The 23,797-nt window shown below is 70.8% G+C and carries 20 protein-coding genes; 13 read left to right on the top strand and 7 right to left on the bottom strand.

Going from position 1 to position 23,797, the window contains the following annotated elements:
- Positions 1 to 66 precede the first annotated feature (66 nt).
- Positions 67 to 549, bottom strand: coding sequence for a MarR family winged helix-turn-helix transcriptional regulator (locus ACGF8B_RS06075; RefSeq protein WP_392735190.1), 483 nt, complete (start codon positions 547 to 549; stop codon positions 67 to 69).
- A gap of 242 nt (positions 550 to 791) precedes the next feature.
- Here ACGF8B_RS06075 and ACGF8B_RS06070 point away from each other — a divergent pair, with 242 nt between their 5' ends.
- Both ACGF8B_RS06070 and ACGF8B_RS06065 read left to right on the top strand, forming a co-directional pair.
- Positions 792 to 1,643, top strand: a complete 852-nt coding sequence (locus ACGF8B_RS06070) for a lysozyme (protein WP_392735188.1) — start codon at positions 792 to 794, stop codon at positions 1,641 to 1,643.
- A gap of 245 nt (positions 1,644 to 1,888) precedes the next feature.
- Positions 1,889 to 2,647 (top strand): polysaccharide deacetylase family protein, encoded by a 759-nt coding sequence (locus ACGF8B_RS06065; RefSeq protein WP_206433395.1) that lies wholly within the window; start codon positions 1,889 to 1,891, stop codon positions 2,645 to 2,647.
- A gap of 77 nt (positions 2,648 to 2,724) precedes the next feature.
- Here the strand turns inward: ACGF8B_RS06065 and ACGF8B_RS06060 are convergent, their stop codons facing one another.
- Positions 2,725 to 5,487, bottom strand: coding sequence for a M4 family metallopeptidase (locus ACGF8B_RS06060; RefSeq protein ID WP_392735186.1), 2,763 nt, complete (start codon positions 5,485 to 5,487; stop codon positions 2,725 to 2,727).
- 319 nt (positions 5,488 to 5,806) lie between these two features.
- Here ACGF8B_RS06060 and ACGF8B_RS06055 point away from each other — a divergent pair, with 319 nt between their 5' ends.
- Positions 5,807 to 6,817 carry a TrmB family transcriptional regulator gene (locus tag ACGF8B_RS06055; protein WP_392735184.1) on the top strand — a complete coding sequence of 337 codons (1,011 nt, stop codon included), beginning with the start codon at positions 5,807 to 5,809 and terminating at the stop codon, positions 6,815 to 6,817.
- 277 nt (positions 6,818 to 7,094) lie between these two features.
- Here the strand turns inward: ACGF8B_RS06055 and lon are convergent, their stop codons facing one another.
- From lon to ACGF8B_RS06035, 4 genes are all read right to left on the bottom strand, one after another.
- On the bottom strand, positions 7,095 to 9,518 hold the full coding sequence (gene lon, locus ACGF8B_RS06050; protein WP_392735183.1) for an endopeptidase La: 2,424 nt from the start codon (positions 9,516 to 9,518) through the stop codon (positions 7,095 to 7,097).
- 514 nt (positions 9,519 to 10,032) lie between these two features.
- Positions 10,033 to 10,596: a hypothetical protein gene (locus ACGF8B_RS06045; protein ID WP_392735181.1), complete on the bottom strand. Its 564-nt coding sequence runs from the start codon at positions 10,594 to 10,596 to the stop codon at positions 10,033 to 10,035.
- A gap of 2 nt (positions 10,597 to 10,598) precedes the next feature.
- Positions 10,599 to 12,866 carry a DUF6571 family protein gene (locus ACGF8B_RS06040; RefSeq protein ID WP_392735180.1) on the bottom strand — a complete coding sequence of 756 codons (2,268 nt, stop codon included), beginning with the start codon at positions 12,864 to 12,866 and terminating at the stop codon, positions 10,599 to 10,601.
- 18 nt (positions 12,867 to 12,884) lie between these two features.
- Complete coding sequence (locus ACGF8B_RS06035; RefSeq protein ID WP_392735178.1) at positions 12,885 to 13,256, bottom strand: hypothetical protein; 372 nt, start codon at positions 13,254 to 13,256, stop codon at positions 12,885 to 12,887.
- Positions 13,257 to 13,664: 408 nt separating this feature from the next.
- Between ACGF8B_RS06035 and ACGF8B_RS06030 the strand changes: the two genes are divergently transcribed.
- Together ACGF8B_RS06030 and ACGF8B_RS06025 are read left to right on the top strand one after the other, a co-directional pair.
- Complete coding sequence (locus ACGF8B_RS06030; RefSeq protein WP_392735177.1) at positions 13,665 to 14,381, top strand: DNA alkylation repair protein; 717 nt, start codon at positions 13,665 to 13,667, stop codon at positions 14,379 to 14,381.
- A 70-nt stretch (positions 14,382 to 14,451) separates the two neighbouring features.
- Positions 14,452 to 15,279, top strand: a complete 828-nt coding sequence (locus ACGF8B_RS06025) for a nucleotidyltransferase (RefSeq protein WP_392735175.1) — start codon at positions 14,452 to 14,454, stop codon at positions 15,277 to 15,279.
- 60 nt (positions 15,280 to 15,339) lie between these two features.
- Here the strand turns inward: ACGF8B_RS06025 and ACGF8B_RS06020 are convergent, their stop codons facing one another.
- Entirely contained in the window at positions 15,340 to 16,104 is a 765-nt protein-coding gene (locus ACGF8B_RS06020; RefSeq protein ID WP_392735173.1) for a rhomboid-like protein, read from the bottom strand.
- A gap of 179 nt (positions 16,105 to 16,283) precedes the next feature.
- On the opposite strand from ACGF8B_RS06020, the gene ACGF8B_RS06015 reads away from it, so the two are divergent.
- The 8 genes from ACGF8B_RS06015 (at position 16,284) to ACGF8B_RS05980 (ending at position 23,643) form a co-directional block, all read left to right on the top strand.
- Positions 16,284 to 16,889 (top strand): RNA polymerase sigma factor, encoded by a 606-nt coding sequence (locus tag ACGF8B_RS06015; protein ID WP_392735171.1) that lies wholly within the window; start codon positions 16,284 to 16,286, stop codon positions 16,887 to 16,889.
- Positions 16,886 to 18,070 carry a zf-HC2 domain-containing protein gene (locus ACGF8B_RS06010; RefSeq protein WP_392735169.1) on the top strand — a complete coding sequence of 395 codons (1,185 nt, stop codon included), beginning with the start codon at positions 16,886 to 16,888 and terminating at the stop codon, positions 18,068 to 18,070. The genes ACGF8B_RS06015 and ACGF8B_RS06010 overlap by 4 nt, the downstream gene beginning before the upstream one ends.
- A gap of 10 nt (positions 18,071 to 18,080) precedes the next feature.
- A complete protein-coding gene (locus ACGF8B_RS06005) occupies positions 18,081 to 18,884 on the top strand; it encodes an ABC transporter ATP-binding protein (RefSeq protein ID WP_392735167.1) in 804 nt (267 codons plus the stop codon).
- Positions 18,881 to 20,182: a hypothetical protein gene (locus tag ACGF8B_RS06000; RefSeq protein WP_392735165.1), complete on the top strand. Its 1,302-nt coding sequence runs from the start codon at positions 18,881 to 18,883 to the stop codon at positions 20,180 to 20,182. The genes ACGF8B_RS06005 and ACGF8B_RS06000 overlap by 4 nt, the downstream gene beginning before the upstream one ends.
- Positions 20,179 to 20,802 (top strand): hypothetical protein, encoded by a 624-nt coding sequence (locus ACGF8B_RS05995; protein ID WP_392735163.1) that lies wholly within the window; start codon positions 20,179 to 20,181, stop codon positions 20,800 to 20,802. The genes ACGF8B_RS06000 and ACGF8B_RS05995 overlap by 4 nt, the downstream gene beginning before the upstream one ends.
- Positions 20,803 to 20,916: 114 nt before the next feature.
- Positions 20,917 to 21,609 (top strand): spermidine synthase, encoded by a 693-nt coding sequence (locus tag ACGF8B_RS05990; RefSeq protein ID WP_392735161.1) that lies wholly within the window; start codon positions 20,917 to 20,919, stop codon positions 21,607 to 21,609.
- A gap of 223 nt (positions 21,610 to 21,832) precedes the next feature.
- Positions 21,833 to 22,570 (top strand): response regulator transcription factor, encoded by a 738-nt coding sequence (locus ACGF8B_RS05985; protein ID WP_124716425.1) that lies wholly within the window; start codon positions 21,833 to 21,835, stop codon positions 22,568 to 22,570.
- Complete coding sequence (locus ACGF8B_RS05980) at positions 22,567 to 23,643, top strand: ATP-binding protein (protein WP_392735160.1); 1,077 nt, start codon at positions 22,567 to 22,569, stop codon at positions 23,641 to 23,643. The genes ACGF8B_RS05985 and ACGF8B_RS05980 overlap by 4 nt, the downstream gene beginning before the upstream one ends.
- Positions 23,644 to 23,797 lie beyond the last annotated feature (154 nt).

The raw sequence follows: 23,797 nt of genomic DNA, 5'->3' as shown, positions 1-23,797 counted from the left end.
CGGCGCGACGGAGGCCCTGGCAGCGGGCGTCACTCCTCGGCGCGACGGAGCCCCTGGCAGCCGGCGTCACTCCTCGGCGCGGGCGTTCAAGTGGTACAGCAGCCGGGCCAGTTCGGCCACCTCCGCCCGGTCCCAGTCGTCGAGCTTGCGGACGTAGCGCTCCCGGCGGGCGTCACGCACACTGCGGTAGCGGGCCAGCCCCTCGGCGGTGAGGTGGACGAGAAAGGCCCGGCCGTCCGCCGGATCGGGTTCACGGGCCACCAGTCCGAGGCCCTCCAGGGCGCGCAGTTGACGGCTCATCGTCGCCTTGCCCACCCCGAAGTAGGCCGCGAGATCGGTGGCCCGCTGCCGCCCGGCCGACTCCAGCCGTACGAGCAGTCCGTACGCGGCGGCCTCCAGTTCCGGATGGACCTCGCGCGCCATCTCGCCGGAATTGGACCGTGCCCGGCGCAGAAAGACGGCCAACTCCCGCTCCAGGGCTAGGAATGCGTGGTCCACACCACTTCCGCCGGTCGCGCCCGGTTCACTACCGCTTTCGCTCCCGTGCACGTCAACACCCCTCGTGAGCTTTCCTGTCGCTGAAAATTTCTTTCGCCGCTGGTCATCGCCGCAGCTCCGCCAGTATTTCGCAGGCGTAGACCAACGGCAGCTACCAGGCCCCCTTCCGCAGCACGGGTCTACGTGCGTAGCGTCAGTCCTGGCATGTTCACACCATTACATGCCCGCAGGGGTTCGTTCCGCGTCCCCCTGGGATCAGCACGTCCCCCCACCACGTCCTCGGAGGCACTCCCATGCCGGTGCTCAGATCCACTTCCAAGACATCCCGCCGCTCGCGCTTCGCGGCGGCCGGGACGCTGCTCGCAGCCCTTTCGCTCCTCCTCACCCTGCCCGGTGCGGCGAGCGCCGCCGGCTCCCCCGACGCGGCCGCCGGGAAGCCCGCCCGCGGCACGGCCACGATGGGCATGGGCGTCGTCGCCCACGACGGCCAGGGCGGACTGCCGCGGGACACCCGCGCCGTCCAGACCGAAGGCGTGGACGTCTCCGGCCACCAGGGCAACGTCGCCTGGTCGACGCTCTGGAACAGCGGAGTGAAGTGGGCCTACACCAAGGCCACCGAGGGCACGTACTACAAGAACGAGTACTTCGCCCAGCAGTACAACGGCTCGTACAACGTCGGCATGATCCGCGGCGCGTACCACTTCGCCACTCCGAACACCACGAGCGGTGCCGTCCAGGCCAACTACTTCGTGGCCAACGGGGGCGGCTGGTCGCGGGACGGCAGGACGCTGCCCGGCGTGCTCGACATCGAGTGGAACCCGTACGGCGACCAGTGCTTCGGTCTGAGCCAGGCCGGCATGGTCTCCTGGATCCGCGACTTCGTGAACACCTACAAGGCGCGCACCGGACGCGACGCGGTCATCTACACCGCGACCAGCTGGTGGAAGACCTGCACCGGCAACAACGCGAGCTTCGGCGCGACCAACCCGCTGTGGGTGGCCCGCTACGCCTCCACGGTCGGTGAGCTCCCGGCCGGCTGGGGCTTCTACACGATATGGCAGTACACCTCGTCCGGCCCCACCGTCGGCGACCACGACCGCTTCAACGGCGCCCTCGACCGCGTACAGGCCCTCGCCAACGGCTGAGCCGGCCCGCCGCATCCTCGCCGCCCCACCGCTCCACACCGCAGAGCCCCGGCGATCCGCCGGGGCTCTCGCCGTTTCCCGCCCCCGACCAGCGGTTTTCCGTCCTCCGAGCCGACAGCGAACCCCATATACACCGGGTGTATACCCACTATGTATAGTTCTTCTCTGCCGCACACCGCGCGCCCTGTACAGCTGTCCGGCACCTGTACAGCTGTTCAGCAACGGAGGAGTGACCCGCCTTGTCCATGAAGACGAAGTCGATCGGTACGGGGTTGGCCGCCGCCCTTGTGACAGCGCTCACCCTCACGCTGAGCGGGTGCTCCATGCAGACCACCGCCCCCGCCTCGGCCCGCGGGGACGCGGGCTCCGACGCCAAGGGCTCCTTCGGCCCGGTGGACTGCCGCAAGGCGAAGTGCATAGCGCTGACCTTCGACGCGGGACCGGGCGAGGACACCCCGCACCTGCTGGACATCCTCAAGGAGAAGAAGGTCCACGCGACCTTCTTCCTGCTGGGCAAGAACCACGTCAAGAAGCACCCCGACACCGTGCGCAGGCTCGCCGCCGAGGGGCACGAGGTGGCCAACCACACCTGGACCCACCAGGTCCTGACCGACCGCAAGCCGGCCGAGATACGGGCCGAGCTGGAGAAGACGCAGAACGCGATAGCGGACATCACCGGCAAGAAGCCGCGCCTGATGCGCCCGCCGCAGGGCCGCACCGACGACACCGTCTCGGACATCAGCAAGGACCTCGGGCTCTCCCAGATCCTGTGGAGCGCCACGGCGAAGGACTACTCCACGACCGACTCGGCGCTGATCAAGAAGCGCATCCTGGACCAGGCGAGCAAGGACGGCGTCATCCTGCTGCACGACATCTACAAGGGCACGGTGCCCGCGGTGCCGGGCATCATCGACGAGCTGAAGAAGCAGGGCTACACCTTCGTCACCGTCCCTCAGCTGATGGCTCCCGCCGAGCCGGTCCCGGGGACCATCTACCGCCCCTGAGCATGCCGCGGAAGGCCGAAGGACCCCCGGCGCGCGGTGCGCCGGGGGGTCCGGTCGTCCGATCGGGGCCCGCGCCGTCAGCCGCAGTTGCCCGCGGGCCGCTCCCGGGTCACCAGGTCGCTCCAGCCGGTGGTGCCGTCGATCCACACCACCCGCCGGCCGCCGTCGGCCGCCGCGTTCGACTGCTCACCGCGGTTGCAGGAGACCCGCTGGACGCGCGACCCGTCCGGGGTCAGCTGCCACAGCTTGGGCAGCGTCTCGTTGCGGTACGCCGTGTCCGGGGTCTGCGCCGTCACGGTGATCGCCTCGTCGGACGCCGTCAGGTCGTAGGCGAAGAGGGCGCCGTCACCGGTCTCCGGGCTGATGTCCTTGAGCCCGGTGCCGTCCGGGGCCGACCGGCGCACCGCCATCTGCCCCTGGTCCTCGACCTCGTCGACCAGCCACACCACGGAGTCCTTGGTGACCGCGGTCCGGCCGAGCGCCTGCGGGGTACCGCTCTGCGGCAGCAGCTTCGTCCTCCCGGTGGTCACGTCGAACACCTCGACGCCCAGCTCGTACTCCGTCTCGCCCGGGTAGAGCTTCCCGTAGGCGATCGTGGAGCCCTTGACCGAGCCGACCGCGGTGGAGAGGTGGTACTTGCCGCCGTCCACGTAGGCCTGCTTGCCGGTCCGGGTGTTCACATAGCCGACGTGCTGGCTGCCGAACGGGTCGTACTCGGTGAAGACCACCAGATCGCCGTCGACCCGCAACCCCTCGACGCCGGTGAAGGAGGTCCAGACGGTCTTGACCGGGCCCCCGGAGATCGGACGCTTCAGGATGTCGACGCCGGTGTCGCCGAAGGCCGCCCAGACCACCGACTTGCCGTCGGTCGCCGGGTACACGTGGTAGCGGCCGTCGTTGGGGCTGATCAGCTTGGGCGCCCCCTTGCCGTCGGTGCGCCCGGCGTAGACGGAGTACGGCTCCGAGCCGTCGTCGTTCGACTTCGACGTGGCCCACCAGCCGCCGCCCGCGCCGACGCCGGTACCGGAGATGTTGAGCTTGCCGAAGAGCTTGTCGGAGTCGACGCCGAGCGCCTTCTCCCAGCCGGGGACGATGCCGTGGGCGTCGAACGCCCGCTTGACGACCGCGAGTTGTTTCTTCGTCACGCCCAGCTCCCTGGCTGCCGCGACGGTGGCGTTGCGGCCCTCGGTGAAGCCGTCGAGCGGAGTCAGGTAGGAGTCGAGCGCCCGGTAGGCGATCCTGTCGGCGAGCTCGGCGCCGAGGTCCTCACGGATGTCCCAGAGGGCACCGGAGTAGATCGTGGAGTTGAGGTGCACCCCGCCGTTGTCGGTGGAGAAGGCCACGCCGAGGAAGTTCTTCGAGGTGGTGGCGCCGTCGTTGAGGTCACGGAAGGCGCAGGCGCGCGGCGCGGTGGTGCGGCACAGGTCCTCGCCGATCAGCCCCGCGTCCGGGTCGTCCATGGCGGTGCCGGAGGCGGTGACGTCGATGGCGTTGCCGAAGTAGTCGGCGATCGCCTCGTTCATGGCACCGGACTGGCCCGCGTAGACCAGGTTCGCGGTGCTCTCCACGACGCCGTGGGTCATCTCGTGGCCGACCACGTCGAGGTCGGAGGAGAGCGGCTTGTACTCGCTGTCGCCGCTGCCGTAGACCATCTTCTGGCCGTCCCAGAAGGCGTTGACGTACGGCTGGCCGTAGAGGGTGACGCCGACCAGCGAGTTGATGGCCATGCCTCGGCCGTCGAGGCTGTCCCGGCCGTGCTGCTTCTTGTAGTAGTCGTAGACCTGGCCGGCCGCCCAGTGCGCGTCCGTCGCGCCGGACTGGCCGGCCTCCTTGCCGAAGTCGCTGGTGGGGTGGCTGAACTCACTGATCCCGCCGGGCCAGCGACCGGACGCCTCACCGACGTCGACGCCCCGGGCGTCCCAGGTGACGAGCGAGTTCCGGGTGGTGTCCCACTGGCGGGAGTAGTCCCGCATGACGTACTGGTCCTTGCCACTGTCGTGGTAGAGGTCCAGCTCGACCTTGGAGCCGTCGGCGCGCAGACCGGTGCCCTTGACGCCCGGGAAGTCATCGCCCGCGGTGCCGGTGGCCGGTGCGGCCGCGGTGCCTGCGGCCTTCGCGGGGGTACCCGCCGCGGACGTGGCCCCCGGTGCGGTCAGGGTCTTGATGCCGCTGTACTGGAGGACCGGGAAGCCGGCCGCGGCGTCGATGTAGACCTCCTGGAGCACCGGTTCGCCGGTGGCCGGGTCGGTGCCGCGCACGGTGACGTGCTGGGCGAGGACGCCGGTCCCCTTCGGGATCACCACGAGCCCGCGGGCGGTGCCGGTGAGGGCGGCCGCCCGTGCGGACTTCCCGCCCTTCGTCCGTACCGCGTCGTCCTTGGTGAGCGTGTCGCCCCTGAGCCGGGAGGCGGTCGTGGCGACCGCGCGCCGTACGGCGAGCTCCGCGTCGACCCGGGCCTCGGTGGAGGCGGTCAGCCCGGTGAAGTACTTGCCGGAGGTGCCGGTGACGACACGCTTTCCGGCCTTCTTCTCCATCCGTACGACGTACTGCCCGCCGAGCACCGCGATGCCGTGGTGCTTCTGCTGGAACCGCACGGTCTCCTCGGAGCCGCTGGTCAGCGAGCGTACGGGGGTCAGGTCCCGCTTCGGGTCGGCGATCCGGTAGCGGTTCTTCTTCGCGGCGAGGTGGCTGCGGGCCGCGTCGGCCGGCTTCGCCCCGGCGTCCACCGGCTCGGAGATCGCATCGACGAGGGCCGGGGTGGCGGTGCCTTCGCCGGAGACGACCTCGGACCGCGGCGCGGCGGCCGACGGGACCGCCTGGGCCGGGATCGCGGTCACCACGAGTGCCGCACTGCCGAGCAGCGCGGCCAGGGCGGCGCCCCTCGGTATGCCGCTCCCCCTCGGTATGCCGCTCCCCCTCGGTATGCCGCTCCCCCTCGCCGTACCGGTTCTCCCCGCCGTACCGGTTCTCCCCGCCGCCGCGGATCTGCGTGAACCTCTGTTGGACGTACGCAATTTGGCCCCTCCCACACGCCTGGAAACCATCCAAGTGGTCATGGCCATGCAACCCGCGGGCCGGCAATGGATCAATGTGACAGCCGTGTTGACAAGTGGGCACGCCCACTTGTGTGCCCTGTGAAAACGGAGTGAGAATCCAGGCATGATCCAGGGGGAGCTACGGGATCTCGGTCTCGGTGAGGCCGAGCAACGCGTATACGAGGCACTGCTCGCGGGGAAGGCCGCCGACACCCGGGAGCTCGCCGCGCTGCTGGACATGGCGCCGGAGCCGCTGGCGGCGGTGCTCGGCCGGCTGACCGAGCACGGCTTCGCCCTGCCGGGGCCGCCCGGGGAGCCGGACGCGTTGCCGCGCGCGGCGACCCCGGCCGGCGCGATCCGTGCGCTCATCCACCGCCGTCAGGCCGAACTCCATCTTCGCTCCGCCGAGTTGGAGCAGCTGCGGATGAACGCCGACCGGCTGGCGGGCCGGCTGATGTCGGGCTCGCCCACCGCCCCCGAGGACGGCATCGAGGTGCTCGTCGGCCCGCAGGCCATCGGCGAGCGCGCCGAGTATCTGCTGGCCTCCGCCGAGCGGGAGGTGGCGATCCTGGACCGGCCGCCGTATGTGAAGGGCCAGTCACGGGAGGGCAGTTCGCGTCCGCCGGGCCTGGACATCGGGGCGCTGCTCGACCGGGGGGTGCAGGTGCGGACGGTGCTGGACCGGGAGGGCGTCGGCTATCCCGGCCGGATGCGTTCGCTGACCGGACTGGTCGAGCGGGGGCTGCGGGCCAGGGTCGCTCCGGACGTACCGACGAAGCTGATCATCGTGGACGGGCGGATCACCCTGCTGCCGCCGAGCGACGCGTCCGACCCGACCGCGTCCGCCCTGGTCATCGGCGACGCGCTGCTGCGCAACGCGCTGGTGCCGCTGTTCGAGACGGTGTGGGAGCGGGCGACTCCGCTGGGCGGCTCGGGCGGACCGCTGCCGGAGCCCCAGAAGGAGCTGCTCGGCCTGCTCGCGGCCGGCCTGAAGGACGAGGCGATAGCCCGCCGGCTGGGCGTCCATGTGCACACCGCCCGGCGCCGGATCAGCGTGCTGCTGGACTCGCTGGGCGCCCAGACCCGCTTCCAGGCGGGGGCGCAGGCGACGCTGCGGGGGTGGCTGGAGGTGTGAACGCGGGGCGCGCGAGCGGCCTGCGCACGCGGAACGGCTGCGCTGATCGGCGGCGCGGTGGCGGCGCTGACCGGCCGCGCTGATCTTCCACGCGGAACGGCCGCGGTGATCGGCCATGCCGATCGGCGGCGCCATGGCGGCCCTCGCCCCAGCGTCCCGCGCACGCGGAACGGCCCGCCCACCCATTGCTTGCGGGGAAGGCGGGCCGTCCGTACCGGTCGCGCGTGGTGCCACGTCCGTCACGCCGTGGCGGCCGGGGCCTTTCGGACGAGAAGCCCTATGCCGCGGCCGGGATCCTCTCCTCGGGCCTGGCCGCGGACGCCGGGGCCAGGGCGATCTCCAGGACCTGCCGGACATCGGTCACCGGGTGGACCTCCAGCGTGTCCAGGACCTCGGCGGGGACGTCGTCCAGGTCGGCCTCGTTCCGCTTCGGGATCACCACGGTGGTGATCCCGGCACGGTGCGCGGCCAGCAGCTTCTGCTTCAGGCCGCCGATCGGCAGCACCCGCCCGGTCAGCGAGACCTCACCGGTCATCGCCACGTCCGTACGGACCAGCCGTCCGGAGAGCAGCGAGGCCAGTGCCGTCGTCATGGTGATGCCGGCACTGGGGCCGTCCTTCGGGACCGCGCCCGCCGGGAAGTGGATGTGCACGCCGCGGTCCTTCAGGTCCGCGACCGGCAGCTCCAGCTCCGCGCCGTGCGACCGCAGGAAGCTCAGCGCGATCTGCGCGGACTCCTTCATGACGTCGCCGAGCTGGCCGGTGAGGGTCAGTCCGGACGCCCCGGTCTCCGGGTCGGCCAGCGACGCCTCGACGAACAGCACGTCACCGCCCGCGCCGGTCACCGCGAGTCCGGTGGCCACACCGGGCACCGAGGTCCGGCGCTCGGCCGGGTCCTGGGCGGACTCGGGGACGTGGTGCGGCCGTCCGATCAGGCCGCGCAGATCCGCCTCGGTGACCGTGAACGGCAGCTCCCGGTCGCCCAGTTCGTGCTGTGCCGCGACCTTGCGGAGCAGCCGGGCGACGGCCCGCTCCAGGTTGCGTACGCCCGCCTCGCGGGTGTACTCGCCGGCCAGCCTGCGCAGCGCGGACTCGTCGAGCGTCACCTCGTCCTTCTCCAGGCCGGCGCGCTCCAGCTGGCGCGGGAGCAGGTGGTCCCGGGCGATGACGACCTTCTCGTCCTCGGTGTAGCCGTCGAGCCTGACCAGCTCCATGCGGTCGAGCAGGGCTTCCGGGATGGCTTCGAGCACATTGGCCGTGGCCAGGAAGACGACGTCGCTGAGGTCGAGCTCGACCTCCAGGTAGTGGTCGCGGAAGGTGTGGTTCTGCGCCGGGTCGAGGACTTCGAGGAGGGCGGCGGCCGGGTCGCCCCGGAAGTCGGAGCCGACCTTGTCGATCTCGTCGAGCAGGACGATCGGGTTCATCGAACCGGCCTCCTTGATGGCCCGCACGATGCGTCCCGGCAGTGCGCCGACGTACGTACGCCGGTGGCCCCGGATCTCCGCCTCGTCCCGCACACCGCCGAGGGCGACGCGGACGAACTTGCGGCCCATGGCGTGCGCGACGGACTCACCGAGCGAGGTCTTGCCCACGCCCGGAGGGCCCACCAGTGCCAGCACGGCCCCGCCGCGCCGCCCGCCGACCACGCCGAGCCCCCGGTCGGAGCGCCGCTTGCGCACGGCCAGGTACTCGGTGATGCGTTCCTTCACGTCCTGGAGGCCCGCGTGCTCGGCGTCGAGCACCTGCTGCGCGCCCCGGATGTCGTAGGCGTCCTCGGTCCGTTCGGTCCACGGCAGTTCGAGGACGGTGTCGAGCCAGGTCCTGATCCAGGAGCCCTCGGGGCTCTGGTCGGAGGAGCGCTCCAGCTTGTCGACCTCCTTGAGCGCGGCCTCGCGGACGTGCCCGGGAAGGTCGGCGGCCTCGACGCGCGCCCGGTAGTCGTCGGACTCGTCCTCCGGGTCACCGTTGAGCTCGGAAAGCTCCTTGCGGACGGCTTCGAGCTGGCGCCGCAGCAGGAACTCGCGCTGCTGCTTGTCGACGCCCTCCTGGACGTCCTTGGCGATCGACTCGGCGACGTCCTGCTCGGCGAGGTGTTCGCCGAGCCACTGGATGGCGAGCTTCAGCCGGGCGACCGGATCCACGGTCTCCAGGAGCTGCACCTTCTGGGCGGTGGTGAGGAAGGGCGAGTAGCCGGAATTGTCGGCTAGCGCGGAGAGGTCCTCGATCTGCTGGACCCGGTCCACGACCTGCCAGGCGCCGCGCTTCTTGAGCCAGCTGGTGGCGAGCGCCTTGTACTCCTTGACCAGCTCGGCGGCGGCCCCGGGAAGCGGATCGGGAACGACCGCGTCGACCCGGGTCCCCTCCACCCAGAGCGCGGCACCCGGCCCGCTGGTCCCGGCCCCGATCCGCACCCGGCCCCGGCCGCGGATGAGCGCGCCCGGATCCCCGTCCGAAAGCCGCCCGACCTGCTCGACGGTGCCGATGACACCGGTACCGGTGTACGTACCGTCGATCCGCGGAACAAGAAGCACCTCGGGCTTGCTGCCACCGTCACGGGCCGCGGCCTGTGCGGCCTCCACAGCGGCACGTACATCGGTGTCGGACAGGTCCAGAGGCACCACCATCCCGGGCAGCACGACCTCGTCGTCGAGCGGCAGCACGGGCAGGGCGAGCGGAGTGACCGCATTGGAATCGGTAGCCATGATCTCCCCTTCGGCAGTCAAGTTGAGCTATGCAGACTCAATGCTGCTGAGCCGCCCATTGTTCCCAGGCGTGCGTTCGCTGTGAGCGATCGCATGGGGCGGGCGACCGAGGGGCGCGAAGGGGTGAGGGCAGGGGAGGGCACCCGACCGGGGCGACGACGGCGGTGGCGCAGGTCATGGCCGAGCCGGCCGGGCTCGACGATCCGAAGAAGCGCAGGGTGAACGAGAAGCACGGCGACGATCACGGGGTGAACCTCGGCAGGCTGCGCGCACTCGCGAGCGACTCAGGCCACGGGAGAAGCTCGCGGGCGGGCTCCAGGTGCCGGACGGCCCTGCGGCGGGGCTCCCGAGGCCCCTGATCTACCGCCCGCAGGCGTTCGGGCGCGAGGAGCCGGACACCGCGGTGCGATCCCGGGCCCCACCGAACCCGAGGCGGTTCAGCTACATCCCAGGAGAAAACCCGCCGAGCCTCCGATCGATGCCGAACCGCCGATCACCCGAACCGATCAGGGATTCAATTCCCACTACTCGCACCGCACTTCAGCTCGCGCTGAGCAAATGCCACAAACTGCTTCATAAGTGCTGGCAGGACGCTCGGCAGCTTGGATTTATCGGGGGCACTACCCACGGTGATGCGCAGGTCGATGTACTTTCCGGGCGAGTTCGGCCCCCTGGAGGGTTCACAGATGAAATAGGCGGCAGCGCCGCTGTCCCAGATGATGCCCTTCTTTCCCACGTCGATCGGCTGCGGATTGGCCCTGTCCATCGAGCTCCAGTCAATCTGACCCTCGAACCCTCGGAGGGCGGCGTCCGCCGCAAACATCGGAGCGCCATCAATGGCGAGGGAACATGTGACAGAGTCGAGATCATCAACCAACACGAAGGGCCTGTGATACACGGCAGCTTTGTCACCCATCGGAAGGATGGGCAACACGTCACTGCCGGCGAACGCGTTCCAGCAGATTCGCTTGGGAAGTTCCGGAACAGCCTCCTTCTCGCTGCCCGAACAGCCCGTCAGAAGACCTACCAAAATCACGAATGTTGATACCACTACGGCAGAATTCACGAATCGGCGCATGATTAACTTCCCTTGGGGGCTGAACTGGCGACCAGATCGCGGCCCACTGAGTGCGCCACTGCTGTCTCGATGGAGGCCGAGCCTTGGTACTCCTCGATCTGCTCAGACGTCAGACCGGTCCCTCGTCCAGCCGCCCCCACCGCTGAAGTGGCGGCGCTCTTGGCGGCCTCCTCGGCGCGCGTGTAACCTGCCGCAGATTCATGGCGAGACGCTGTCGTCGTGTCGTGCTCTGCATTCTTCACAGCGGACTCACTGACGTCTTCCTTGATCCAGCCCACCACGTCACCACCTGCGGGAAGCATCTCGACGTACTTGGCCCCGACAGCATCAATGATGCGATTCGTCCACTTCGCATTTTCTGCGACGCCGTCGTTGTATTCCTCGTCCTCGGCGACCTGTGCTTCGAATACCCCCTGCGCCCTCGCCTCGGTCATGATTCCGGCGATCTCGCCTCCCGGGTGGACGGCATTGCGCACCGCCTCACCCATGTCACTGTGTTTATCGAGGTGTTGAAAGACGTCGGACACCAGCGCTGTGGTAAATGCCTGCTGAGCGTTGGTGATCGCACCGTACGCCTGGGGGTCCTGGCCGACTGCGCCGAGGAAGAAGGCCATCTCATCCTTCTTGAATTTTGCGGGCGTACCGAACGGTTCGATCTGTTTCGCGCCGTTCTCAGCCGTGGCCTGCAGGTCAGGCATGTATTCGGCGGCCATGTTGCCGAAGTTCTGGGTGAGTCCGTTGAGTCGCCCATCTTCTGCCACGAGTTCGGGCTCCGCACCGATCTTCGCGACAACCTTCGTCATCACGCTGCTCATGTGCTTGCCGTGCTCTACCGGCGGCGCGCCCTCGTCGCCCGGCACTCGTCCCGTGACTGCCGCTTCCAAGGCGTTGCCCATGGCCGTCTGGCCAGGGCTCTGCTCTCCGCCGGTGACCGTGTCGTACCAGTCGTCCATGGGCTTCTTGTCGAGCATGTAGCTGACAACGTCCTGCGCCTTCTCGCCTTTGATTTCAGCATCGTCCGTGGTCACGATGCCGTCCTTGTCGCTGTCCTCGCGGAGCGGCTCGTCGAAGAAGGCTGCTGATGCCCCGGGATTGTTACTCATGGCCTCCATCAGGCCGGTCAGGGGATTGAAGCCCTTGCCACCCGTCTCGTCGAGGTTGATGAGCATCTTCTGGTCCGACGGCAGGCTGTCGTGCCAGATGCCCGGATTCTTCCTGTCCATGGCGACCATGTCCCGGCCGACAGACAGCAGGAAGCTCTTGTCGTACGTTCCTTCCCGGAGGAGCGCACCCAGCGCCTGGTAGCCGTACAGCTTCGCGAAGCCGGCGCCCGGTACGTCGATCTGCTTGTGGCCCGCCTTCATGAGCTGCGTGGTCCACCCGGCGCCAAGGTGGTCCGGTGTCGACGTCTTGGTGGCGAGACCCAGCATGGCGCCCATGTCGCTCTGGATGTTGCGGACCATGTTCGCCCGGTCCTGGCCGGCCGGTCCGAGGGACGTCGCATCCAGCGACATCTTCATGTACGACTCAAGGGTGCCCTCGGCGCCCAGCTTCCGGTAGAAGTCCGGGGCGAACTCGGGATCGTTGCGGTTGTCGTCCAGGAGGTCTTCGAGTTCCCTCAGCGCTGCCACATTGCGCGCCGTGCCGCCGTCCCCGGTGACCTTCTTCATCAGCCCCAGCGCCCGGTCCACCTGCTCGGCGTCCAGGCTCTCGTACTTGGGAGCCGTGAAGTTGTGGTCGTCCTTCACATTCGTCGCGAGGGCGCGCTTCAGTGATTCGTCGGCGTCGGAGCAGTCCTCGACGATCCTGTCGATCTTCCGCTGCCAGGAGGACACGGCATCGTTCTGCTTCCGCAGGGCCTCCGAGTAGCCCGGGTCGTGGCGCGCCGCGATGTCGCTCTCCAGGTCGTACTGAGGCGTGACCTTGCCCTTGGCGTCCACATGGATCCCGGCGGCCGGGCCCTCCTCGTCCCTGATCCTGACGAGCGCGTCCTTGGCGGACTTGAACGACGTGTGCGCATCCGCGAGCAGCAGATTGATGCCTTTGGCCTGGGCCCCGGCGTCTTCGAACTCCTTGGCCGTCTTGCCGATGAAGGGTTTGGTGACATCGGAGTTGACGCCTTGCCATCGCGCCTTGTCGGACTTGGCCTTCATTCCCTGCCGGGCGTCGTCGGCAAGTTTCTCCAGCTTGGTCACCATTTCCGACCAGTCGTCCGCGGCTTCCTTCAACTTGGCGACGGGCGCGTTGACGACGTCATCGAATGTCAGCACGGCGCCTCCCTCCTCGTCCTACTCGTAGTACTCGCTGATCTTGGACACGGTGAGCAGGTTGCCGCCGATGTCCGCATCGTCCGCGGCGTGAACGGACTTGCTGTAGTCGAGGTGGTCGGAGATCCGGGCGCAGGCGTCCAGAAGCGTTCGCAGCTGGCTGTTCCACCGGTCGTGCACCTTCAGCAACTGCGAGCCGCTGGTGAAATTGCCGTTCGTCAGGGCGATCGCCGCGTCGAAGGTGGCAGGACGGGCATGGTCACCGTCCCGGGAGAGCCGATCGCGCAGCATGTACGCCTCGTGTCCGACCGCTCCGAGGTCGTCCTGGTTCACCACCAGATCAGCCGGACCACCTGAAGCTCCCGGCTCTCCGTCAGCTCGATTCAGCTGCATGTGAGCTGATTGCCGCTGCGCGGCTTCAGCCTTGACCTGTTCCCACTCGTTCCAGGCCATCACGCCCCCGTTCGACCAGTTCTCGTTGTGAGGATCTTCGTCCTCCGGGCTCGATCGCCAAGGCCTGCTGCGGGTTCGCCGCGTGGACCGCATACAGGATGTCGAACGACGCCCCCGTGCCGGGCGCTGCCGCCCCGTCTTCCGTGCGGCTGCAGACCCCTCCCCCTTCAGCCCATGACCGAACAGGCATTTTATTTGATCGGGGACCGCTGATCACAGCGGCAACGCCCTCACAACGCCTCGTGATTTGGCCAACTTCAGCCCCACGGTTCACACAGACATGAGGTCACGTGTCGCCCTCCGGGCGATCACGTGCGCCGGCGGCCTGCGTCCGTACGCTGGGATTTCATGCGCGCGGGACAGCACGAAGGGCAGGAGGCCGAGGTGGCCGGGACGACGACGGTGGCGCAGGTCATGGCCGAGCTGGCCGGGCTCGACGATCCGAAGACGCGCAGGGTGAACGAGAAGCACGGCGACGATCACGGGGTGAACCTCGGCAGGCTGCGCGCGCTCGCGAAGCGGCTCAAGACGCAGCAGGAGCTCGCGGTCGGGCTCTGGGCGACGGACGACACCGCGGCCAGGCTGCTGGCCATCCTGATCTGCCGGCCCAAGGTGTTCGGGCGCGACGAGCTGGACGTCATGGTGCGTGGGGCGCGCGCCCCCAAGGTGCACGACTGGCTCGTGAACTACGTGGTGAAGAAGAACCCGCACGCCGAGGAGCTGCGCCTGGCCTGGTCCGCCGACCCGGATCCGGTCGTCGCGAGCGCCGGCTGGGCGCTGACCACCGAGCGGGTGGCGAAGAAGCCCGAGGGGCTCGATCTCCCCGGGCTGCTCGATGTCATCGAGGCGGAGATGAAGGACGCCCCGGACCGGCTGCAGTGGGCGATGAACCACTGTCTGGCGCAGATCGGGATCGAGCACGCCGAGTACCGCGCCCGCGCCATCGGCATCGGTGAGCGACTGGAAGTGCTCAAGGACTACCCGACGCCCCCGAACTGCACGTCCCCGTTCGCACCGGTCTGGATCGCCGAGCTGGTGCGCCGCCGGGAGGGGCAAGAAGGCTGAGGGGCCCCGTGGTCCCCGTCGGGCGCGAAAATCGTTCGGCTCGTCGCACGAGTACGAGCACAGTGCCCCCATGGACGTCGACAGCGGTGGCCGGGGGTTGAACGCGGACGGGACGATCCGGCGGGAGGGCTCGCTGAGCCGGGTGCCCTCGGCGTTCGCCCCCGTGGTGGCGGCTGCCCGGTCCCGGATCACCGGGGCGTTCGACGGTACGCGGCTGCACAGCGCGTACGTCTACGGCAGCATTCCGCGCGGCACGGCCGTTCCCGGTGTCTCCGATCTGGATCTGCTGCTGGTGCTGCGTACCCGGCCGACCGGGGCCGACGAGGCGGCGGCCCGTGCCGTCGAGGCCGGCCTGGACGCCGGCTTCGGGCAGATCGACGGTGTCGGCGCCCTCCTCACCAGTACCGACGCCGTCACCAGTGAGCTCGAACGCCACGACCTCGGCTTCTTCCTGGCCTGCCTCTGCACCCCGCTGCTGGGTGAGGACCTCGCCGGGCGGTTGCCGCGCTACCGCCCGACCTCCCTGCTCGCCCGGGAGACCAACGGAGACCTGGTGCTCTCGCTGCCCCGTTGGCGGCGCAGGGCCGCCGAGGCCACCACGGACGCCGCACGCCGAAACCTCAGCCGGGGCGCCGCCCGCCGGCTCGTCCGGTCCGGCTTCACGCTGGTCATGCCGCGGTGGCAGGGCTGGACCAGTGACCTGGCCGAGTCCGCCGAGGTGTTCGCCCGCTACTACCCGGACCACCCGGAGCGGATCGAGCAGATGCGGCTGGCCGCGTACACCGGCCGCAACCCCTCCGCCGATCCGGCCGTCCTCAGCACGCTCATCGAGGACCTCGCGCCCTGGCTGGCGGCCGAGTACGTCGCGGTGCACGGCGAGAAGGCGCCGCGCCCCTGACCACCGTGCCCCTGATCACCTCGCCGCTGGTCACCTCGCCCCTGATCACCGCACTTCTGATCACCTCGCCCCTGGCCGCCACTCCCTGGCCGCCACTCCCCTGGTCACCGCCTCCCGGACCGCGCCGGCCCGCCGCAGCAGCGGCCAGCAGGCAATCCCGAACAGCAGCGCCAGCGGATGGCCCCAGTCGGTGAGTGGGCTGCTCAGGTCGATCAGATCGGCTGTCAGCATCACACCCAGCCCGCCGAGCACCAGCGTCCGCACCAGCGGGGTGAGCAGTCCGGTGAGCGCGCCCACGCTCGCCATCAGCCCGAAGCTGATGCCGTAGTCGAGGCGGTGCAGCGACGATTCCGGCAGGTGCCCGGCGACCACGGAGATCCCGACCGGGATCTCCGTGGCGAGCGTGGCCACGACATGGCCGAGCACGAACACCGCGGCGGTCCGCCATCCTCCGATGCGGCGTTCCAGCGCGGTCAGTACGAGGGCGAGGACGAAGACCACCGGGGAGGCGAGCCCGCCGACCACCCACAGGGCGCTGGCGGCCAGGACCAGCAGCGGGGTCTCGCCGAGGTGCGCGACATCGGTGCTCGATTCACGCAGCGCGGCGGCGACGACGGCGGGATCGGCGAACTCCATGAACAGGGACGTGGCGACCAGCACCAGCAGGTACCCGAAGGTGAACGGCGTGCCGGCGGGCGTCGGCAGCAGCCGCGGCCACCGGCGGGCCCCGCCGGCCGGAGGGGGTGGTGGGGCGGCCGGGCCCGAAGCGGCGGGGCGGCCCGGCCCGCCGGGCTGGCACGGGACGGCGTCGAGCAGCGGAGCCACGGAGGGTTTTTCGCGGACCGCCCTGTCCGTACGCTGATGCACCGCGCGAGGCCCCTTTCCATGACAAGCCCCCCGAAGCAAGGCCCTACCTTCTTTGATCTTCCCCCGCGCCGTCTATGGCGTGAGCCACAGACACCCGTCCGTGAACCGGTCGTGGTCCGCCCCCCGATAGAAGAGGTGTGAAGCTGCTGCGCCCCTCGGGGGAGGACCCGAACGACGACGACGCCCTGCTGCGTGCCGTCGCGCAAGGAAACACGGAGGCCCTTGCAACGCTCTACGACCGGCACGCCGGCTGGCTGCTGGCCCGGCTGAGCAGGCGCTGTGCGGATGCCGAGACCGTGCGGGAAGTCCTTCAGGACACCTTCGTGACGGTCTGGCGCTCCGCGGCCTCGCACCGCGGGGCCAGGGTCGGCGGCTGGCTGTGGGTGATCGCCTCGCGCCGGCTGGTGGACGCCCAGCGGGTCCATGCCCGTTCCGATCTCGCCCACCGGGCCGAGCGGGCCGGGAGCAACGAGTGGGCCGCCACCGCGCCGTCCGCCGAGGAACGGGTGCTCGCCGGGCTGGAGTACGGGGACGTGGGCGCCGCGCTCGACCGGATCTCGCCCGAGCTGCGGGAGGTCCTGCGCGCCACGGTCGTCGACGGGCTGACGACCCGCGAGACGGCCCGTCTTCTCGGCATACCCGAAGGCACGGTCAAGACCCGGGCGATGCGGGCCCGGCGCGAGCTGCGGGCCGCGCTGGAACTGCCGGCCCCGGCGGCCGGACCGCTGGGAGGAACGGCATGACCACGAGGGGAGGGGCCGGCATGCCCCACTGGCACGTGAGCGAGGAACTGGCCGGGCGGTACGCCGCCGGTTCGGTGCCGGAGACGGACGCCTGGTCCGTGGAGAAGCACGTGGAGACGTGCGGCGGGTGCGCGGCCCGGCTCTCGGCGGCGGTACGGGCACGCCCGGAGACCGGGGCGGTGCTGGCCGGCGTGCGCGCGGGGGTGCTGGCCGCGGTAATGACCGCGGTGGCGGCGGAGGGGACGGAGGGGGTGAAGGAGGCGAACGGCGCGCCCGCGAAGGGGCCGGTACCTGGGCCGGTACGAGGACCGGCCCAGGGGCCGGAGCCGGTTCGGGAGCCGGCCTGGGAGCCGGCACGAGAGCCGGATCCGGTACGAGGGCTGGTACGAAGGCCGATACAGAAGCCGGTACGAAGGCCGGCACGGGAGCCGGTGCAAGGGCCGGAGCCGGCACGGGAGCCGGTGCCGATGGCGGCTTCCCACGCCGCGGCGGACGGCGCGCCCGCGAAGGGGCCGCTCCCCGGCGCCCCGTTCCGCTTCGCCGGGGCCGCCACCTGTGCCGGGCGGCTGCTGTGGGCCGCCGGGCCCGCGCTGCGCGGGTCGTGGCTGGTGGCGTTGGTGCTGGTGGCCGTCGGGGCCGTCGCGCTGGCGTACGGGGCCGGGGCCGGGGAGGCGGTCCGTCCGCTGCTCCTCGTCGTCGCGCCGGTGCTGCCGCTCGCCGGGGTCGGCCTCTCCTACGGCCGGCACGCGGACCCGATGCACGAGATCACCGCCGCCACCCCGTCCGGCGGGCTGCGGCTGCTGCTGACCAGGACCGCCGCGGTGCTCGCCGTGAGCATCCCGGCGCTCACGCTCGCCGGCGCGGCGCTGCCCGCGTCCGGCGGGCGGCCCGGCGCGGCGGCCTGGCTGCTGCCCGGGCTCGCGATGACGCTGGCGGCGCTCGCCCTCGGCTCGTACGTCGGCTGCCGCACCGGCGCCACGTCCGTCGCCGTGGCCTGGGCGGCCGCCGTCGTCCTGCCCGTCTTCGCCACATCACCCCCGGCCGCCCTCGCGGCGGCGACCGGGGCCGCCCGGTACTTCGCGGGCCCCGCCGCACAGGCCGGCTGGGCGGCCGGCGCGCTGGTGTGCGCCGCGCTGCTCGCCGTACGCCGTAGATCCTTCGACCATCTGGAGACGTTGTGAGCGTGAACGCATGAGCGGCACCGAGGCCGTGAACACGGTCGAGGTCAGGGCGCTGACCGTCCGGCACCGCAGGACGACCGCGCTCGACGCCGTCGACCTCGATTTCGCGCCCGGTGTGCACGGGCTGCTCGGGCCGAACGGGGCGGGCAAGACCTCGCTGATCCGGGTGCTCGCCACCGTCGCCGCACCCTCCGGCGGCCGGGTGGAGCTGCTCGGCAGCGAGGTCGGCGCCGGGTCGGACCACAGCAGCCGCGCGGCGGTCCGGCGCAGGCTCGGCTATCTGCCGCAGGAGTTCGGCTACTACCCGGGCTTCACGGTCCGCGAGTTCGTCTCCTACGTGGCCTGGCTCAAGGAGATGGACGCGGCGACGGTCCAGGCGGCCGTGGAGCGCGCGGTGGACCGGGTGGGTCTGGCGGACCGGATCGACGCCCGGGTGAAGACCCTGTCGGGCGGCATGGTGCGGCGCGTCGGCATCGCCCAGGCGATCGTCAACTCCCCGGACCTGCTGCTGCTCGACGAGCCGACCGCCGGTCTCGACCCGGAGCAGCGGGTCGAGTTCCGGGCTCTGATACGGGAGCTGGGCCGCTCCACCACCGTGATCGTCTCGACCCATCTGGTCGAGGACGTCGCCGCGGCCTGCACCGGTGTGACGCTGATCGAGGCGGGCCGGATCGCGTACCGGGGGACTACGCGGGAGCTCACGGAGCTCGGCGGCGCCGAGGACGGCGGAGCCGGGCAGCCGGACGGAAATCCGATCGAGCGCGGCTACACCACCGCGCTGCGGGCGCACCGGGCGGCGGTGGTGAACCGATGACGGATCCCGGAGCACTCGTACGACGCCGGACGCACACCGCCCTGCGGACCGAACTCCGGCGCGGGATCGCCCCGTGGACCGGTCTCGCCGTGGCGCTCACCCTCCTCGTTCCGCTGTGGAGCAAGGCACCCCAGTGGCAGGGGAGCTGGGGTGAGACCCAGTCCCAGCTGCACTCGGCGACGGCGCTGCTCGGCGGGCCGCTCGTCGCCGCGGCCGCCTGCTGGCAGGGCGGTCGGGAGTACCGCCGCCGCACCGCCGAACTGCTGCTCTCGGTCCCGCGCGGCCGGCTCGCACAGGCGACGACGGCAGCGGCACCGATCGCGCTGTGGGCGGCGGCCGGATATCTGCTGACGCTGGGCGGGGCGTTCGCGGCGACGGCTCCGTACACCGGGGCGGGCGGGCCGTCCTTCTCGATCGCCGTCACGGATCTCGGTTGGCTGCTGTCCATCGCCTTCGTGGGCTTCGTCGTCGGCCGGCTGGTGCGGTGGCGGCTGATCGCCCCGGTGCTCGCGGCCGTTCTCTACGTGCTCCTGGGCGCCCCGAGCTACATGGAGTCGGAGGTCCGGTTCCTGAGCCCCGCCGAGCAGTACCCGCTCGACGGGTACGTCCCGGTGCGGTGGTTCGCACCGGTCCTGCTGGCCTGGACGGGTGGCATCGCCGTCACCGCACTGCTGGCGTACGCGGCCCGGCGGCGCGGCCTGGCCGTCGTTCCACTCGCCGTGGCGGTCACGGCCGGCGCGGTGATCGTGCACACGGGCACCGGCCTGTTCCGGGACGACCCTGCCGTGCGGCACCGGGTCTGCTCGGCGGCCGCACCCGGCACGCCGCAGCTCTGCGTACGGGCGCCCGACGCCCAGCTGCTGCCCCGGATGTCCGAGGCCCTGTCGGGAGTGTTCTCGCGGCTGGCGGAAGTGCCGGGCGCACCCGCCAGATACGTGGACACGGAGTCCGGCCCGAAGGACGGCGAGGCCGGTCTCTCACTCGCGACGCGCGGCTGGGGCATCACCCGCGACAAGCTGACCGACCCCCAGCTGTTCGTCTCGGACACCGTCCTGGGGCTGACGTGGCGTGACTGCTCGGCCGATGCGCACTGGAGCGAACGCGAGGGTGCGGATCGGGTGATGCGGACGGACGACACCGTGGCCGACTGGCTGGCCGGTGAGCACTCGACATGGCGCCCGGACAAGCGCTACCTCACCCGCCTCAAGGCCATGCCGGACACCGACCGCAAGGCCTGGCTCGGCCGCTATCTGGCCACCCTGAAGAGCTGCACGCCCTCGGAGGTACCGGCCCTGTGAGCACCCACCCTGCCCTCGCGGCTCTCCCTCTCCTCTACCTCCGCTCCCGCGCCCTCCCCCTCACCGCCGCCACCCTGGCCGGCATCGCCCTCGTCGCCGCCCGGGCCGCCGACTGGCTCCAGGACCAGCCCCACTTCGACCACACCGCCCGGGTCCCGGTCGTCGTGCTGGCCCCGCTGCTCGCCTCCGCCGCGATCGGCACCGGCCTGCACTCGCACTCCGACGAGCTGGACCGGACCGCCGTACGCCGCTGGTGGCCGCGCCGGCTGCTGCATCTGCTGGTGCTGACCGCGTTGGCGGCCGGGGCGCTCGCGGCGGCCGTCCCGGGGCACCCGGAGGAGTTCGGCGTACCGGCCATGGTGCGCAACGTGCTCGGCGCGACGGGGGTGGCCGCGGCCTCCGCCGCCCTGCTCGGCGCCCGGCTGAGCTGGCTGCCGATGACGGTCTACGGCGGCGCCGTCTACCTGACGGCGCCCCGCGCCCCGGGCGGCGCGGCGGCCGTGTGGGCCTGGCCGATGCAGCCGGGCCCGCAGGGTGCTGCGTGGGCGGTGGCCGTGACGGTGTGCGCGGCCGGGGCCGCCCTCCTGGTGGTGCGCGGCGCACGCCCGGAGCGCGGGTGACCGGCCGGTTCCCTCCGGGCACTCGGCTCGGATCCGGCAATCCGCTGGCACCGGGCCACGCCGACCGGCCAGGATGGCCGGGAACCTGCCCGCCACCCGCCGGAGACCCGCACCATGCCCCAGATCCATCACTCCGACACCCCCTCCCCCGTCGTTCTCGACCGCCGCGAAGGCCCGTACGGCGAGGTCGTGCTGCGGGAGCGGGGTGACGACTTCGAGATCATCGCCAACGGGTGCTTCCTGATGGACACCTCCGACGGGCGCTCCGAGCGGCTGCTGATCGACGCGGCGCTGGCCGCGCTGCCGCCCGACCGGACCGCTCCGTCGGTGCTCATCGGGGGTCTCGGCGTCGGCTTCTCGCTGGTCCGGGCCGCCGACGGGCCGAGGTGGGGTCGGATCGTCGTGGCCGAGCGGGAGCAGGCGATCGTGGACTGGCACCTCCGGGGGCCGCTGGGCACGATCTCCGGCGCGGCGCTGGCCGATCCGCGGACCGGGATCCTGACGACGGATCTGGTCGAGTACCTGCGTACGACTACGGACCGTTACGACGCCCTGTGTCTGGACATCGACAACGGGCCGGACTGGACCGTCACCGAGGACAACAACGGTCTGTACTCCCCGGCCGGTCTGGCGGACTGCCGGGAGCGGCTGACGCCGGGCGGCGTTCTCGCGGTGTGGTCCGCGCAGCCGTCCGCCGACTTCGAACAGGCCTTGCGGAATGCCGGATTCGATGGGGTAAGGACTGAAGAGATCACTGTTGCCCGAGGTGTTCCCGACGTGGTGCATCTCGCACTTCGGACAGCCTGAGTTCCCCCACCGGGTATCTCCGGCCCCCGGAAGTCCGGGGGCCAAGCGTCACAAGACCGACACTCCGCCACCTCTTTGCGTCCGAGGCGTTACACCCTGCGTAGCCGAGAGCAGTCCACTGCCTTTACGCTGCTGACCGGTAACGGGATCACCCACGAAATCCACAAGCGAAGACCGTGCGTCCGGGGGAATGGCCCCCGCGAGAACGGGCAGGGGCGGGGCGATGGAACAGACACACACCACCCACAACGGTGTCGCGGCCACCCCGGGCGCGCAGCGCCGGGTGCTGGTGGTCGAGGACGACGCCACGATCGTCGAAGCCATTTCCGCCCGGCTGCGGGCCGAGGGCTTTCTGGTGCAGACCGCACTCGACGGCCCCGCGGCGGTGGACGCGGCCGAGGCGTGGCAGCCCGATCTGATGGTGCTCGACATCATGCTTCCCGGCTTCGACGGCCTGGAGGTCTGCCGCCGGGTCCAGGCCCAGCGGCCGGTGCCGGTGCTGATGCTGACCGCGCGGGACGACGAGACGGACATGCTGGTCGGTCTCGGCGTGGGCGCCGACGACTACATGACCAAGCCGTTCTCGATGCGCGAGCTGGCGGCCCGGGTCCACGTCCTGCTGCGCCGGGTCGAGCGCGCGGCGCTGGCCGCGGTGACACCGCGCAGCGGGATACTGCGCCTCGGCGAGCTGGAGATCGATCACGCGCAGCGCCGGGTCCGGGTGCGCGCCGACGACGTCCACCTCACGCCGACCGAGTTCGACCTGCTGGTCTGCCTGGCCAACACCCCGCGGGCGGTGCTCTCCCGGGAGCAGTTGCTGGCCGAGGTCTGGGACTGGGCGGACGCCTCCGGCACCCGTACGGTCGACAGCCACATCAAGGCGCTGCGCCGGAAGATCGGCGCGGAGCGGATCCGTACCGTGCACGGTGTCGGCTACGCCCTGGAGACCCCGGCTCCATGACCCGGCCCGGTTCCGGACTGCGCCCCTTCTCGGTCAAGGCCAAGATGAGCACGCTCGTCGTGGTCTCGGTCTTCATCACCACCGGGCTGCTGATGGTGGCCGTGCGCACCAGGACCGAGCTGCGGTTCATCACGGTGTTCTCGGTGATCGCGACCCTGCTCATAACCCAGTTCGTCGCGCACGGTCTGACCTCGCCGCTGGACGAGATGACGACGGTGGCCCGGTCGATCTCGCACGGCGACTACACCAGACGGGTGAGCGGCGCCGACCGGCGTGACGAGCTCGGTGACCTGGCCCAGACGATCAACCGCATGGCGGACGATCTGGAGGCCGTGGACCGGCACCGCAAGGAGCTGGTCGCCAATGTCTCGCACGAGTTGCGAACACCCATCGCGGCGCTGAGAGCCGTGCTGGAGAACGTCGTGGACGGGGTGTCCTCGGCCGATCCGGAGACCATGCGTACCGCTCTGAAGCAGACCGAGCGGCTCGGCAGGCTGGTGGAGACGCTGCTGGACCTGTCCCGGCTGGACAACGGGGTGGTCACGCTCAAGGCCGGCCGCTTCGAGGTGTGGCCCTATCTGTCGGGCGTGCTGAAGGAGGCGAACCTCGCCGCCGGGCACCGCCGGCTCTCGTCCGGTTCCGGGAACCACACCCGTAAGGACGTACATCTGCACCTGGACGTGTCGCCGCCGGAGCTGACCGCGCACGCGGACGCGGAGCGGCTGCACCAGGTGGTGGCCAATCTGATCGACAACGCCGTCAAGCACAGCCCGCCGCACGGCCGGGTCACCGTGCTGGCCCGGCGCGGGACCGCGCCGGAGTCCCTGACGCTCGAAGTCATGGACGAGGGGCCGGGCATCCCGGAGTCCGAGCGGCACCGGGTCTTCGAGCGCTTCAACCGCGGCGAGGTGCCCTCCCCGCACGGCCCCGGCAGCGACGGCGGGACGGGCCTCGGCCTGGCGATCGCCCGCTGGGCGGTGGATCTGCACGGCGGACGCATCGGCGTGGCCGAATCGGTGCGCGGCTGCCGCATTCAGGTCACTCTTCCGGGGATCCCTCAGCAGCGAGGTTGACATAGGGTTCGAACCGGAAGGGCACGTTCTGCGTGTTCCGTTCAAGGGGTGCGGCCCAGTGGGCCGTAGCCGCGCTGCCACGTACCCAAAACAAAGCGGAACTGTGCTTGTTTCCCGCCAATTCCCGCACCGAAACCCGCCTTCCGATGTGACT

Source organism: Streptomyces sp. NPDC047917 (assembly GCF_043204345.1).
Taxonomy (GTDB): Bacteria; Actinomycetota; Actinomycetes; order Streptomycetales; family Streptomycetaceae; genus Streptomyces; species Streptomyces sanglieri.
Note: the sequence above shows the minus strand (reverse complement) of the source record. Positions and strands in the feature narration are given on the sequence as shown.